Origin of the sequence: Microbacterium sp. ProA8, from assembly GCF_039905635.1 — a bacterium.
Lineage (GTDB): Bacteria > Actinomycetota > Actinomycetes > Actinomycetales > Microbacteriaceae > Microbacterium > Microbacterium chionoecetis.
On the sequence record NZ_CP157000.1, the window covers coordinates 2,297,772 to 2,311,244 of the forward strand.

Annotated in this window: 11 protein-coding genes; 3 read left to right on the forward strand and 8 right to left on the reverse strand. The window is 70.7% G+C overall.

Annotated elements, in window-relative coordinates; translation table 11 throughout:
- Positions 1-100: 100 nt before the first annotated feature.
- From ABG085_RS10105 to ABG085_RS10140, 8 genes are all read right to left on the reverse strand, one after another.
- Positions 101-769, reverse strand: a complete 669-nt coding sequence (locus tag ABG085_RS10105; protein WP_347975616.1) for a response regulator transcription factor — start codon at positions 767-769, stop codon at positions 101-103.
- A 20-nt stretch (positions 770-789) separates the two neighbouring features.
- Positions 790-2,196 (reverse strand): sensor domain-containing protein, encoded by a 1,407-nt coding sequence (locus ABG085_RS10110; RefSeq protein ID WP_347975617.1) that lies wholly within the window; start codon positions 2,194-2,196, stop codon positions 790-792.
- Positions 2,177-3,769 (reverse strand): multicopper oxidase domain-containing protein, encoded by a 1,593-nt coding sequence (locus ABG085_RS10115; protein WP_347975618.1) that lies wholly within the window; start codon positions 3,767-3,769, stop codon positions 2,177-2,179. The genes ABG085_RS10110 and ABG085_RS10115 overlap by 20 nt, the downstream gene beginning before the upstream one ends.
- Positions 3,770-3,858: 89 nt before the next feature.
- Positions 3,859-5,364 carry an amidohydrolase family protein gene (locus ABG085_RS10120; RefSeq protein ID WP_347975619.1) on the reverse strand — a complete coding sequence of 502 codons (1,506 nt, stop codon included), beginning with the start codon at positions 5,362-5,364 and terminating at the stop codon, positions 3,859-3,861.
- Positions 5,361-6,002 (reverse strand): FMN-binding negative transcriptional regulator, encoded by a 642-nt coding sequence (locus ABG085_RS10125; RefSeq protein ID WP_347975620.1) that lies wholly within the window; start codon positions 6,000-6,002, stop codon positions 5,361-5,363. The genes ABG085_RS10120 and ABG085_RS10125 overlap by 4 nt, the downstream gene beginning before the upstream one ends.
- A gap of 41 nt (positions 6,003-6,043) precedes the next feature.
- Complete coding sequence (locus ABG085_RS10130) at positions 6,044-7,042, reverse strand: DNA-formamidopyrimidine glycosylase family protein (RefSeq protein WP_347975621.1); 999 nt, start codon at positions 7,040-7,042, stop codon at positions 6,044-6,046.
- 4 nt (positions 7,043-7,046) lie between these two features.
- Positions 7,047-7,589, reverse strand: coding sequence for a ribose-5-phosphate isomerase (locus ABG085_RS10135; RefSeq protein ID WP_347975623.1), 543 nt, complete (start codon positions 7,587-7,589; stop codon positions 7,047-7,049).
- A gap of 84 nt (positions 7,590-7,673) precedes the next feature.
- On the reverse strand, positions 7,674-8,873 hold the full coding sequence (locus tag ABG085_RS10140; protein WP_347975624.1) for a ferrochelatase: 1,200 nt from the start codon (positions 8,871-8,873) through the stop codon (positions 7,674-7,676).
- 183 nt (positions 8,874-9,056) lie between these two features.
- On the opposite strand from ABG085_RS10140, the gene pepN reads away from it, so the two are divergent.
- The 3 genes from pepN (at position 9,057) to ABG085_RS10155 (ending at position 13,470) form a co-directional block, all read left to right on the forward strand.
- On the forward strand, positions 9,057-11,603 hold the full coding sequence (gene pepN, locus ABG085_RS10145) for an aminopeptidase N (protein ID WP_347979166.1): 2,547 nt from the start codon (positions 9,057-9,059) through the stop codon (positions 11,601-11,603).
- Between the two features lie 98 nt (positions 11,604-11,701).
- Positions 11,702-12,610, forward strand: coding sequence for an ATP-binding cassette domain-containing protein (locus ABG085_RS10150; RefSeq protein ID WP_347975625.1), 909 nt, complete (start codon positions 11,702-11,704; stop codon positions 12,608-12,610).
- Entirely contained in the window at positions 12,610-13,470 is an 861-nt protein-coding gene (locus ABG085_RS10155; RefSeq protein WP_347975626.1) for an ABC transporter permease, read from the forward strand. The genes ABG085_RS10150 and ABG085_RS10155 overlap by 1 nt, the downstream gene beginning before the upstream one ends.
- Positions 13,471-13,473 lie beyond the last annotated feature (3 nt).

Consider the following 13,473-nt stretch of genomic DNA (forward strand, 5'->3'; position numbering starts at 1 on the left):
TGAGCGAGCTTGCGAGTCGAAACGCAGAGACGAAACGCCCTGGAATTCTCATCGAAGTCCGGGGCGTTTCGTCTCGCTTCGCTCGCTCAACGACCGGTGATCACGGATGCTGCAGGAAGGCGAGGACGGCGTGCACCCGGCGATGCTCGGTGCCCGACTCCTCGAGTCCGAGCTTCGCGAAGATCGCACTGATGTTCTTCTCGACCGCACCGACGCCGATGAACAGCTGTTGCGCGATGTTCGCGTTGCTGCGTCCTTCAGCCATGAGCGTGAGCACGTCGCGCTCACGCGGCGTGAGCGTCGCCAGCGGATCGGGCCGTGCCGACAGCAGGCCCTGCACGACGAGCGGATCGAGCACCGTGCCGCGTTCGCGGACGCGGCGGACGGCATCCGTGAACTCATCGAGTGACGTCACGCGGTCCTTCAGGAGGTAGCCGACGCCTCCCTCCCCGCCGGCGAGGAGCTCGCGGGCGTAGACGCCCTCGACGTACTGGCTGAGGACCAGGATGCCCACCTGCGGCAGCGCCGCCCGCACGGCGAGCGCCGCGCGGATGCCCTCGTCGCGGAAGCCCGGGGGCAGCCGGACGTCGAGGATGGCGACGTCCGCACGCGCTTCACGCACGCGCTCGACAACATCCTGCGCATCGCCCCATGCCCCCGCGGTCGTGTAACCGGCCTCGCCGAACAGGCGGACGAGACCTTCGCGGAGCAGGACGGAGTCCTCGAAGAGGACGACCCGCAGCGGTGCGGTGTCGGAGGATGCGGCCATCCCCTCAGGATAGGCATCGGTCACGGCGCGACCGCCAGCGGGATGTGCGCACCGACCGAGGTCGGGCCGCCGACGGGGCTCGTGACCACGAGCAGTCCGCGCAGGCCCGCGAGGCGCTCGCGGAGCCCCTCGAGGCCGTGGCCCGACGTGATGACCGCGCCGCCGCGGCCGTTGTCGACGACCCACACGTCGAGGTGCGTGGGCGCCCCCGTGGCGTTACGGCGGAGCGAGGCGCGCACCGTCGCGGCGGTCGCACCGGAGTGCTTGACGGCGTTGGTCATCAGCTCGGCGACGACGAAGTACACCGTGCGCGCGACTTCGGGGCTCACGGCGTGGTCGATCGCCGGATCGATCTCTGCCTGCACCCACAGTGGGGACGTGGTGACCAGGGCGTCGAGCGCGGCGGACAGGCCGCGGTCTTGCAGCAGCGGTGGCGCGACGCCGCTGGACAGCGCACGCAGCTCGTCGAGCGCCGCCTTGGCATGACCGCGTGCTTCGCGCGCCAGCTCGGCGGCGGCATCCGCGTCTCCTGACTCGGCTCGACGCTCCAGCGCCGCGAGATCCATCTGCAGCCGCACCAGGCGCTGCTGCGGACCGTCGTGGATGTCGCGCTCGAGGCGACGCAGGGCGACGTCCTCGGCGTGCACGGCGGCACCCCGGGCGGCCGCCTCGGCGCGCACCTCGGCGGCGAGCTCATCCGAGTTCCAGCGGCCGAGCATGCCGCGGGCGATGGCGTGGTGGCCCCGCGCCAGCCCGCCGAGCACCCACGGCATCGTGGCCGTGAAGAGGATGCCGGCGATGAGGTAGAGCGTGACCTCGACGGCCCAGCTCGACCAGCCGCCGAACAGCCACGGCACGTAGTCGGCGACGTACTGACCCCATTCGCCGCCGGAGCCGTCGTCGTTCCAGCCCCGGGGCAGGAACAGCCCCCAGAACCAGTAGGTGAGGCCGCCGAGGCCGATGCTCAGCCACACCGTCGTCAGCGCGAACGAGATGGTGCTGACGATCGGGTTCACGATCATCCCGTGCACGAGATAGAGCCAGTAGTGCCCGTTGCGGATGGGACGCGTGAGCGTCATCCAGAAGCCCGTGCTGTCGGTGGTGTCGCGGTTCCACTCCGGCTCCGGGATCTCCGGGAGGCCGGTCAGCAGCAGCAGGAACCTGTCCGCGACGCCGAAGCCACGGGCGATCAGCAGCGTCAGCACCCCCAGCGGCAGACCGATCAGGATGACGAGCAGGCCGACGCTCGTCCAGAACAACGGCGCCAGCACGCTGATCGAAAGCATCGCCAGGACGAAGACCGCGAGGAGGTAGACGGCGCTGCCCGGCGTGCGGATCCAGGCTCGCCCGTAGGACGCCCAGAACCCGGTGACGGGTCTGGACGCGTCCGGCTGCAGCGGGGCTGGCTCAGTGGTCGTGACGGTCATCGGTGTCTCCCTCAGGACGCTTCAGGTCGGGCTGCTGGCCCGGCTCGACGACCAGGAACTGTCCCATCATGCCCTGGTCCTCGTGCCACAGAAGGTGGCAGTGATACATGTACGGGGTGGTCGGATCGGCGTAGTCGTCGAACCGCACCAGAAGCCGGTATTCGCGGTCGTGCTCGAGCGCGATGGTGTCCTTGAACCCGGCCAGACGGGCGGGCGGCGGGGCGCCGTCGACGCTGAGGATCCGGAACTGCGTGTCGTGGACGTGGAACGAGTGCGGCAGCGGATTGTTGTTCCGCACGGTCCAGACCTCGCTGGTGTCGACCGTCGCGACGACATCCGCCCGGTCGAGGTCCATCTCGCGGTCGTTGATGTCGTGGCCCGACATGACGAACTCGCGCTCTGCCGCTGCGCTGTTCGCATCAGCCGTCGGCAGGCTCGCGAGTCGCGACGGCACCTCCGGTGAGTCCGCGAGGGATGCGGCGGCCCGCAGCTCCATCACGTCGAAGCCGGCCGAGCCCGCGTTGAGCGCCGGGTCGGGCGCCTCAGACCGCAGCACGACGCGCTCCCCCGGCTTCATGGAAACCACGATCTCGGCGCGCTCCCCCGGCGACAGCGGGATGTCCGTCGCCGTGACCGGCGCTTCGAGCAGGCCGCCGTCGGTGCCGATGAGGGAGAACTCGCGGCCGTCGGCGAAGGCGAAGTCGTACATCCGCGCACTCGAGCCGTTCAGGAGCCGCAGGCGCACCCGCTCGGTCGTGACATCGAGGTACGGCGCGACGGTGCCGTTCACCAGGATGGTGTCGCCGAGCACGCCGTCGAACTGCATGCCCAGTCCGCCCGCGAACGACCCGTCGGCACTGAACGAGCGGTCCTGCACGATCACCGGGAGATCGTCGACGCCGTACTCGCGGGGCAGGGCGAGCGCGGCCTCCGCATCGTCGCGCACCAGGAACATCCCGGCGAGACCCGCGTCGACCTGTTCCTGCGTGCGGCCGTGCAGGTGCGGGTGGTACCAGAGCGTCGCGGCCGGCTGGTCGATCGTCCACGCGGGCTGCCACATGCCGCCCGCGGCGATCGGCGAGTAGGGACCGCCGTCCATGGCTGCGGGCAGGTGCATGCCGTGCCAGTGCACGGTCGTGGGTTCCGCGAGGCCGTTGGTCACGTCGACCCGCACCTGCTCGCCCTTCTCGGCGACGAGCGTGGGCCCGAGGTAGGCGCCGTCGTAGCCGAGCGTCGGCGTCTCCCCTTGGGGAACCATCGACGACCGGCCCTCCTGTGCGGTGAGCTCGAAGACCCGCACGCCGTTCTCGACGCGGGAGGGCGCCAGCGGCGGTATCGCGAGCGGGGCACCGAAGTCGATGGTCCCGGCGGCGGGAGGCGTCTTGCGCACCGCGTTGGTCGCGAACCAGATTCCTCCGGCGGCGATGAGCAGGGCGATGACCGCGAGCGGGATCGCGATGAGCGTGATGATGAGGCGCCGACGTCGCCTGCGGCGTGGCGTCGCGCTCGGCGGCGCCATCGACGGCGGAGCGGGCGGCTGCGGGGCGCGCGGTGTGGACGAGGTGAAGGTCATGCCTCCAGCCTCGCGACGACGCCGTCGCCGCGGCATCCGACCCCCTCCCGAACCCGTACGGGGGAAGACCCCCGCCGGCAGGGAGGGCTTTACGCCAGATACGTCAGGCGCCCGCCGAGCAGCGTGGCGTCGACGCGCATGCCGCGGAGCTCTGTCTCGTCGGCGGTGAGCGGGTCGCGCCCGCAGACGGCCAGGTCGGCGAGGTCGCCCGGCTGGACACGCGCGGGCACGGCAGAGCCGCCGCGGGTGGATGCCGCGAGAGCAGTGGCGGCATCCACGCGCTGCTGGGGCTGCCAGGCGTCGCGGCCGTCGCGCGTGCGGAACACCGCCGACGCCATCCCCGCCCACGGATCGAGCGGTGTCACCGGCGCGTCCGACCCGAACAGGAGATTCGCGCCGCTGTCGGCCAGGGCGCGCAGCGGGTAGGGCTGCGCGGTCTGGCCGGCCCAGACCCTGTCGGTCAGGTCCCGGTCGTCGAGCGCGTGCTCGGGCTGCACGCTCGCGGCGACGCCCAGGCGCGCGAACCTCGGGATGTCGGCGTGGGCGACCAGCTGCGCGTGCTCGATGGAGCCCCAGGCGCCGGTCGCGGCGAAGGCATCGAGCGCATGCGAGTTCGCGACGTCGCCGATCGCGTGGATGGCCGAGCCGATGCCGGCCGCGGTCGCACGTGTCATCAGGTCGACCAGCGTCGCAAGATCGACCGTGAGCAGCCCGTGGTTGTGCGGGTCGCCCGGATACGCGTGCGAGGTCGCCGCCGTGCGGGTTCCCAGCGAGCCGTCGGTGATGACCTTGAGCCCGCCCACGCGCGCGAGATCGGACCCGGCGCCGCGGGCGACATCGCCGGTCTGGAGGCCCTCGGCGATCGCCCGGTCGAGGAACTCGGGGTAGATCCCGAAGACGCTCCGCAGGGCGTCGAAGCCGCCGGCGAGGCGGCGTGCCCAGGCGTCCTCGTTCCACGCCATGTCGAGGTCGACGAGTCCCACGACGCCGCGGGCAGCGGCATCCTGCGCCATACGACCGACGAGCGGATCCGACACCGACGCGTCGACGGCGTTGAGCCGCCGCGAGATCTCGAAGGCGGGTTCCTCACGAAGGATGCCGGCGCCGTCGGGCGTGAAGCCCTCGCGTCGGAGGGCGGCGCTGTTGAGCCACACGCTGTGCACGTCGGCATTGATGAGGTAGGTCGGCACCTCGCCGGTCGCGGCGTCGAGGACCACGAGATCCGGCGCGTCCGTCCAGAACGCGTCGCGGAAGCCGGCGCCGACCCGGCGGCCGTCCGGCAGCGCCTCGGCTTCGCCCATGAGGGCGGCCGCCTCGGCCGCGGACGTCGCACCGCCGAGCGCGACGCGCTGGGCGGACAGCGCCCATTGGACGGTGTGCACGTGGTGGTCCCAGAGGCCGGGGATGACCCACCCGCCGCCGGCATCGAGCACGAGGCCCTGCCGCGGGAGCCCACCGGCAGGCGCGATGTCGACGACCAGTCCCTCCGCGAGATGGACGTCCACCGGTTCTGAGCCGAAGGGGTCGCTGCGGTCGGAACCGGTCAGCCGCGCGTTCGCGATGACGTCGGGGACGTCGCCGCGAGCGAGCGTCACCGTGCGGCCTTCCGGGTCTCGAAGTCGCGGCGCATCTCTGCGGGTAGCCGTGGATCGGCGTATGGGCTCGCACCCGCCTCGAGCTCGACGATGACGGTCTCGACGATCTCATCAGCCTTGTTCTGGCTGAGCTTGCGCTTGCCGACGACCCGGCTCGGCGTGAGGCGGAACCCCGCCGTGCCCTTCTCCAGCCGGCGCACGAAGTCGGGGTCGTTGGGAGGCGCCCACATCAGCCGCGGCTCGGGCATCCCGCTCTCGAAGCGGGCGACGAGACGCTCGAGAACGTCCAGGTTCTCCTCCGGCGTCAGCAGTTCGGGGACGCCGCTGAGGTGCGCCGAGACGAAGTTCCAGGTGGGCACGCTCTGCGTGTCGCCGTACCAGCCGGGCGAGATGTACCCGTGGGGCCCCTGCACGACCACGAGGAGCTCGCGCTCGCCCAGGCCGTGGATGAGATCGTCGGGCTTGCCGACGTGGCCCACGACGGTCAGGTCGTCCCGGTCGGGGTCCAGCATCACGGCGTAGTGCGACGCGACGAGCCCGGCGTCGGTGGCGCTCACCAGCGTGACCCAGGGATTCTGCTCGATGAGCCGGCGGATCTCGCCGACATCCGACATCGCGAAGCTCGGGTTCTGGCGCATGGACTCAGCCTATTCGCGCCGCGGAGCCTCTCGTCGCGGCGTCAGGCCTGGCAGGAGGGGCACCAGTAGAGCTTGCGGGTGGCGACCTCCTCGACCACGATCGCGGTGCCGCACACGCGACAGGGCAGCCCGGCGCGGTGGTAGACCCAGTGCCGGTCGTCCCTGCTCGCCATCGCCTTGCGGTAGGCGTCGGGGTCCAGGTCGTCCATCGTCATCATCTGACCGGTCTCCACGCCGATCGCGATGAGCCGCACCCAGTCGCGCCAGATCCCGCGGACCACGTCCTCGGGCACGTCGCGTCCCGGCGTGTGGGGATTCTGGCGTGCGCGGAACAGCAGTTCGGCGCGGTACACGTTGCCGATGCCGCTGACGACGTTCTGGTCCATGAGCAGCAGGCCGATGGACGTGGGCTTGCGGCGCACCACCGACGCGAACCGCTCCTCCCCCTCCGTGACGTCATCGACCAGAGGGTCGGGGCCGAGCTTCGCGATGGTCGCGGCGACCTCGTCGGGCGTCTGCAGCTGGCAGGCGGTCGGGCCCCGCAGATCGGCGCAGGTGACGTCCGTGAGCAGCCGCAGGCGCACCTGCCCGACCACGGGAGGCGGCCATTCCTCTCCTTCGTCGGCGAGACCGGTGGTCTGCTCCGACATCCGCACGTGCACGCGAGCACGTCGCGGGGCGCCGATCGAAGTCAGCGAGTTCTCGCCCGCGCTGTCGAGGATCGGCTCGCCGAGGTCGGTTCCGCGCTGATTGGTCTGACCCATTCGGCCATTGGCCGAGGCGATCGTCGGGTCGACGACGATCTCTCCGGCGAAGTCCCACGCCCCGTACATGCCGAGATGCACGCGCAGCCAGAGATCGTCGTCGAACTCCAGGAACATCTGCTTGCCGACGGCGCGCACCCTCGTGGCGGTGCGGCCGCTGATGACCGCCGCACCCTCCACGAACCTGCCCTGCGGACTCGACGCGGTGACGGCGCGGCCGACGAAGTTGCGGTCGAACTGGCGGGCGATGCGATGGACGGAATGGCCCTCGGGCATCGCGTCAGCCGGCTTCGGGGTCGAACGAACTGTCGTCGGCGGCCAGGACGTCGGGCTGTCGGGTCGCGCGCGGGTCGGGCTGCAGCGCGCCGTCCTCCTCGTACGCGGCGAGCTGTGCGATGCGTCGCGCGTGGCGCTCCTCGCCCGAGAACGGGGTCGCGATGAAGCGGTCGATGAACGTCGTCGCCTCGTCGAAGGTGTGCTGGCGGGCACCGATCGCGATCACGTTCGCGTCGTTGTGCTCGCGTGCGAGTTCCGCCGTCGCGATGCTCCACGCCAGGGCCGCGCGGACCCCGCGCACCTTGTTGGCAGCGATCTGCTCGCCGTTGCCCGAACCGCCGAAGACGACGCCGAGCGTCTCGATGCCGGCGGCTTGGTCGCGGACGACCGCCTGCGCGGCGCGGATGCAGAACGCCGGGTAGTCGTCGAGCGGGTCGTAGTCGAGCGGCCCGTGGTCGACGACCTCGTGACCCGCCGCGGCGAGATGGTGCTGCAGCTGCGTCGAGAACTCGAGGCCGGCGTGGTCGGTCGCGATGTGGATGCGCATGGGCTCAATCCTAGGCAGGGCGAGAGGGGACGAGGACGGATGCCGCGGCTCCGCGCGCGGCCGACGGGACGTGTCGTCCGCGGCTCAGGGCGCGACGCCGGCCGCAGCCGGCTTGAACCCCGCGCGCACGTTCTCGCAGCACGCCGGGCGGCAGACGTCGAACCACGGTCCGAGGTCCGTCGCGTGCGGGCGCTCGCTTGCCGGCGTGCCGTTCAGCCGCTCCTGGACGAGATCGATGAGCCCCGAGACGAACACCGGGTCGACACCGGGGGTCGGCGTGCGCACGGCGCGGATGCCCGCCTCGGCCGCGGCATCCATCGCCTCGGTGTCGAGGTCCCACAGGACCTCCATGTGATCGCTCATGAAGCCGAGGGGCACGATCGCCACCGCCTGCACGCCGGCAGCCGGAAGCTCGGCGATCACGTCGTTGACGTCGGGCTCGAGCCACGGCTGGCTCGGCGGGCCCGAGCGCGACTGGTACACGAGATCCCACGCGACGCGGTCGGCGCCAGGCACCTCGGCCGCGACCGCGGCCATGACGACCTCGGCGACGGCGAGGTGCTGGGCCGCGTAGGCGCCCCCCTCGCCCAGATCGCGGTGCTGCTCGTCGCCTTCGCGCGGGCCGGAGCGCTCGGCATCCGCCGTCGGGATGCTGTGCGTCGAGAACAGCACCCGCACGGCCTCCGCAGCGATGCCGTCGGCCCGGAATCCGCTCACCGCATCGCGCACGCCGTCGACGAAGGGCTGCACGAAGCCGGGGTGATCGAAGAACTGCCGCACCTTGTCGATGGTGACGGTGCCGTCGAGCCCGGTCTCGGTGAGCACCCGCGCGAAGTCCTCGCGGTACTGCCGGCAGCTCGAGAACGACGAGTAGGCGCTCGTCGCCAGACCGAGCAGCCTGGTGTCGCCGGCGGCTGCGGCATCCGTCACCGCCTCGTCGAGGTACGGCGCCCAGTTGCGGTTGCCCCAGTACACCGGAAGGTCGATGCCGCGGGTGGCGAGCTCCGCCTCCAGCGCGGCCTTCAGGGCGCGGTTCTGCGCGTTGATGGGGCTCACCCCGCCGAAGTGGCGGTAGTGGTGGGCGACCTCTTCGAGGCGCTCGTCGGGGATGCCGCGCCCCCGCGTGACGTTGCGGAGAAACGGGATGACATCGTCCTGCCCCTCAGGACCGCCGAACCCGGCGAGCAGGAGGCCGTCGTAGGCGACGGCCTGCTCCACATAGGGAGCGCCGGATGCTGCGGCCGGTGAGGCGAACGGGACGACGTGCTGCTCGGGAGAAGTCACCCCTCCATCCTGACACCCGGCGCGCGGGATTCCGTCACCCGATCGGTGCTTTCCCCGATCGCTGGCATAGGCTGGGACGGTTGTCATCGGTGCCAGCAGCGCTGATGGCGGCCGCCGGATCGAGCGTCCGCGCAACGGGCTTATCGAGATCATCCGTCATCCTCACCCATGGGAGCCACAGCAGTGCCTGGAGAGAACCTCACCCGCATCGAGGCGCAGGAGCGCCGCGCGATCGTCGAGACGCAGTCCTACGAGATCGCGCTGGACCTGACGAAGGGCGCCGAGGTCTTCGGATCACGCACCGTCGTCCGCTTCACCGCCACGCCGGGTGCCGCGACGTTCATCGACCTGATCGCCCGCGGGGTGCGCGAGATCACCCTCAACGGCCGGTCCGTCGACCCGGCGGCCGCCTTCTCGGACTCGCGCATCGCCCTCGACGGTCTCGCCGCCGACAACGAGCTCGTCATCGACGCCGACTGCCTCTACACCAACACCGGCGAGGGCCTGCACCGCTTCGTCGACCCCGTCGATGACGAGGTCTACCTCTACTCGCAGTTCGAGGTGCCCGACTCCCGTCGCGTCTTCGCCGTCTTCGAGCAGCCCGACCTCAAGGCGACGTTCGCCTTCACGGTCACCGCGCCGGAGCCCTGGAAGGTCGTCTCCAACTCCCCCACCCCCGAGCCGAAGAAGCACGGCGACGGCACCGCGACGTGGCGCTTCGAGCCCACTCCCCGCATCTCGTCGTACATCACGGCGCTCATCGCCGGCCCGTACGAGGCGACGTTCTCGGAGCTCACGAGCTCGTCGGGCCGCGTCATCCCCCTCGGTGTGTACGGCCGCAAGAGCCTCTGGCAGTACCTCGACTCCGACTACATCTTCGACAAGACGCGTCAGGGCTTCGCGTACTTCGAGGAGAAGTTCGACTACGCCTACCCGTTCGCGAAGTACGACCAGCTCTTCGTGCCCGAGTTCAACGCGGGCGCGATGGAGAACGCCGGCGCGGTGACGTTCACCGAGACGTACGTGTTCCGCTCGAAGGTGACGGATGCCGTCAAGGAGCGTCGCGTCGTCACGATCCTGCACGAACTCGCCCACATGTGGTTCGGCGACCTCGTCACCATGAAGTGGTGGAACGACCTCTGGCTCAACGAGTCGTTCGCCGAGTGGGCGTCGACGATCGCCACCGCCGAGGCCACCGAGTGGACCGAGGCGTGGACGACCTTCAACGCGATGGAGAAGACCTGGGCGTACCGCCAGGACCAGCTCCCCTCCACCCACCCCGTCGTCGCGCAGATCAACGACCTGGAAGACGTGCAGGTCAACTTCGACGGCATCACGTACGCCAAGGGCGGCTCGGTGCTCAAGCAGCTCGCCGCGTGGGTCGGCATCGACGAGTTCTTCGCCGGCGTGGGCGCCTACTTCAAGAAGCACGAGTGGTCGAACACCGAGCTGTCGGACCTGCTGTCCGAGCTCGAGATCACCAGTGGGCGTGAGCTGTCGACGTGGTCGAAGAAGTGGCTCGAGACGGCGGGCGTCAACACGCTGTCGCCCGAGATCGTGACGGATGTCGACGGCACCATCACACGCTTCGCGATCGTGCAGACCGCCCCGGCCGACTACCCGACCATCCGCCCGCACCGCCTCGGCGTCGGGTTCTACGACCTCGACGGCGACGCGCTGGTGCGCGTGCACCACGTCGAGCTCGACGTCGACGGCGACCTCACCGAGGTGCCCGAGCTCAAGGGCCGCAAGCGCCCCGCGCTCGTGCTCCTCAACGACGAGGACCTCGCCTACGCCAAGATCCGTCTCGACGACAAGTCGCTGCAGACCGCGATCGACCACCTCGGCAAGATCACCGACCCGCTCGCGCGGTCGCTGGTGTGGGGTGCCGCGTGGGACCAGACACGGGATGCCGAGGCATCCGCCTCCGACTACGTCGACCTGGTGCTGCGCAACATCGGTGCCGAGACCGAGTCGACCACGGTCCGCACGACGCTCGCCCAGCTGCAGCTCGCGGCGAACTCGTACGTCGCGCCCGAGAAGCGCGACACCACCCGTGCGCATGTAGCCGACGCGCTGTGGCAGCTCGCCGAGGCCGCCGAGGCCGGCAGCGACAGCCAGCTGCAGTTCGTCACCGCCTTCGCCTCCGCCGCCGCCACGCCGGGGCAGTGGGAAAAGGTCCGTCGGGTGCGCGACGGTGAGGTGACGTTCGCCGACCTCGCGATCGACACCGACCTGTCGTGGCAGCTGCTCGTGTCCCTCGCCGCCGGCGGCGTCGTGACCGCCGCCGACATCGACGCGGCCCTCGCCGACGACAACACCGCCAAGGGCGGCGAGTTCGCCGCCCAGGCGAAGGCCGCGCTCCCGACGGCTGAGGCGAAGGCCGCCGCGTGGTCGTCGCTCGTCGACAGCGACGACCAGCCGAACACGATCGTGCGCGCCGCCGCCGCCGGGTTCGTGCACCCCGCCGGCCGCGAGCTGCTCGATGGTTTCGTCGGGCGCTACTTCGACGCGCTGCTGCCGCTCTGGAACTCGCGCACCTACCAGATCGCGCAGTACCTGATCGTCGGCCTCTACCCCGCGCCGCTCGCGAACGTCGCGCTGCGCGACGCCACGCGCGCCTGGCTCGAGGCGAACGGCGACGCCGCCCCGGCGCTCCGGCGCCTCGTCGCCGAGAACCTCGCGGGCGTCGAGCGGGCGCTCTCGGTGCAGGACCGCGACGCCCAGTAGCGCACCACGGGCGTGGTACCCAGGTACCAGTCGCCACCCTCCAAGACCCTCCCTGCGGCCGACGCGGCCCGGGGAGGGTCTTGCGTAGCGTCGAAGTCATGATCGTCGCAGAGAGTCTGAGCAAGAGCTTCGGAGCCAAGCACGCCGTCCAGGACGTCAGCTTCACCGTCCAACCGGGCCGGGTGACCGGGTTCCTCGGTCCCAACGGGGCCGGCAAGTCGACCACGATGAGGATGATCGTCGGGCTCGACCGGCCCACCAGCGGTCGGGTCACCGTCGACGGCCGTGACTACCGTCGCCTGCAGTCCCCGCTGACGGAGGTCGGCGTGCTGCTCGACGCGAAGGCCGTCCACACCGGCCGCAGCGCCCAGAACCATCTCCGGGCGATGGCCGCGACCCACGGCATCCCTCGCCGGCGCGTCGACGAGGTGATCGAGATCACCGGGCTCAGCTCCGTCGCGCGCAAGCGCGCGGGCGGTTTCTCGCTCGGCATGGGTCAGCGCCTCGGCATCGCCGCGGCGCTGCTCGGAGACCCGAAGACGCTCATCCTCGACGAGCCGGTCAACGGCCTGGACCCCGAGGGCGTCCTCTGGGTGCGCCGCTTCGTCAGGCACGCGGCATCAGAGGGCAAGACCGTGCTGCTGTCCAGCCACCTCATGAGTGAGATGGCGCTCACGGCCGACCACATCATCGTCCTCGGTCGCGGGCGGGTGCTCGCCGATGCGTCGGTCGACGAGCTCGTGCGGCAGTGGACGCGCGCCACGGTGCGCATCCGCACCCCGCGGGCGGTGGACCTCGCCCGGCTCGTCGCCCGAGACGGCGTGACCGTCACCCATCTGGCCGAGGGCGTGATGGATGTCGAGGGCGCCGCCGCTCATGACATCGGCGATCTCGCCCTCGCGCACGGCATCGCCCTGCACGAGCTGACCCCCGCATCCGGCACCCTCGAGGACGCCTACCTCCGGCTGACCGGTGACGACGTCGAATACAAGACGAAGGACATCTGATGACCACCGCACTCGCCCCCGCTCCTTCCACCGCCACGCAAGCCGCTGTCGACGGCTCGCCCTACCGGCTCTCGTTCGCGCGTCTCGTCGCCTCCGAGTGGATCAAGTTCACGAGCCTCCGCTCCACCTGGTGGTCGATCGGACTCGTGGCCGTCGTCTCCATCGGCCTCAGCCTCCTCATGGCGTTCTCGTTCGCGGCTTTCGCCGGAGACATGCCGCCGATGTCGGTCGAAGAGGCGAACCGGCAGGCGGTGCAGGTCGTCGTGTTCAGCACCGTGCTGACGCAGCTGCTCGCCGTCGTCCTCGGCACGATCACCGTGACGGGCGAGTACTCGACCGGCATGATCCGTTCGACGCTCACCGCTGCACCGGGGCGCACGGCAGCGCTGTTCGCCAAGGCCCTCGTCGTCGCCGCCACGATGTTCGTCACGAGCGCCATCGTGTTCGCGGTCGCCGCGGTCGCATCGGGTGCCGTGCTGCCCACGGGCGCTCTCGACGTCAGCGAACCCGACAGCTCACTCATGCCGCTGCTGGGAGCGACCGTCTATCTCGCCCTCATCGCCGTCATCGGCGTGGGGATCGGGTTCATCGTCCGCAACGGTCCGGGCGCGCTGGCCGCCGGCATCGGACTCGTGTTCGTCGCCCCGATCCTCGTGCTCTTCTTCCCCCGGCTCGACTCCTTCCAGTGGATCCACGACGCTGCCAGCTACCTGCCCTCGAACGCCGGCCAGTCGCTGTTCATGGGGTCGCCCATGACCGGGGAGGTCCTGGAGCCCGTGCCGGCACTCATCACGCTCGCCGTGTGGACGGTGGCCGCCATCGCCGGAGGCATCGCGGTGCTGAAAACACGCGACGCGTAGAGT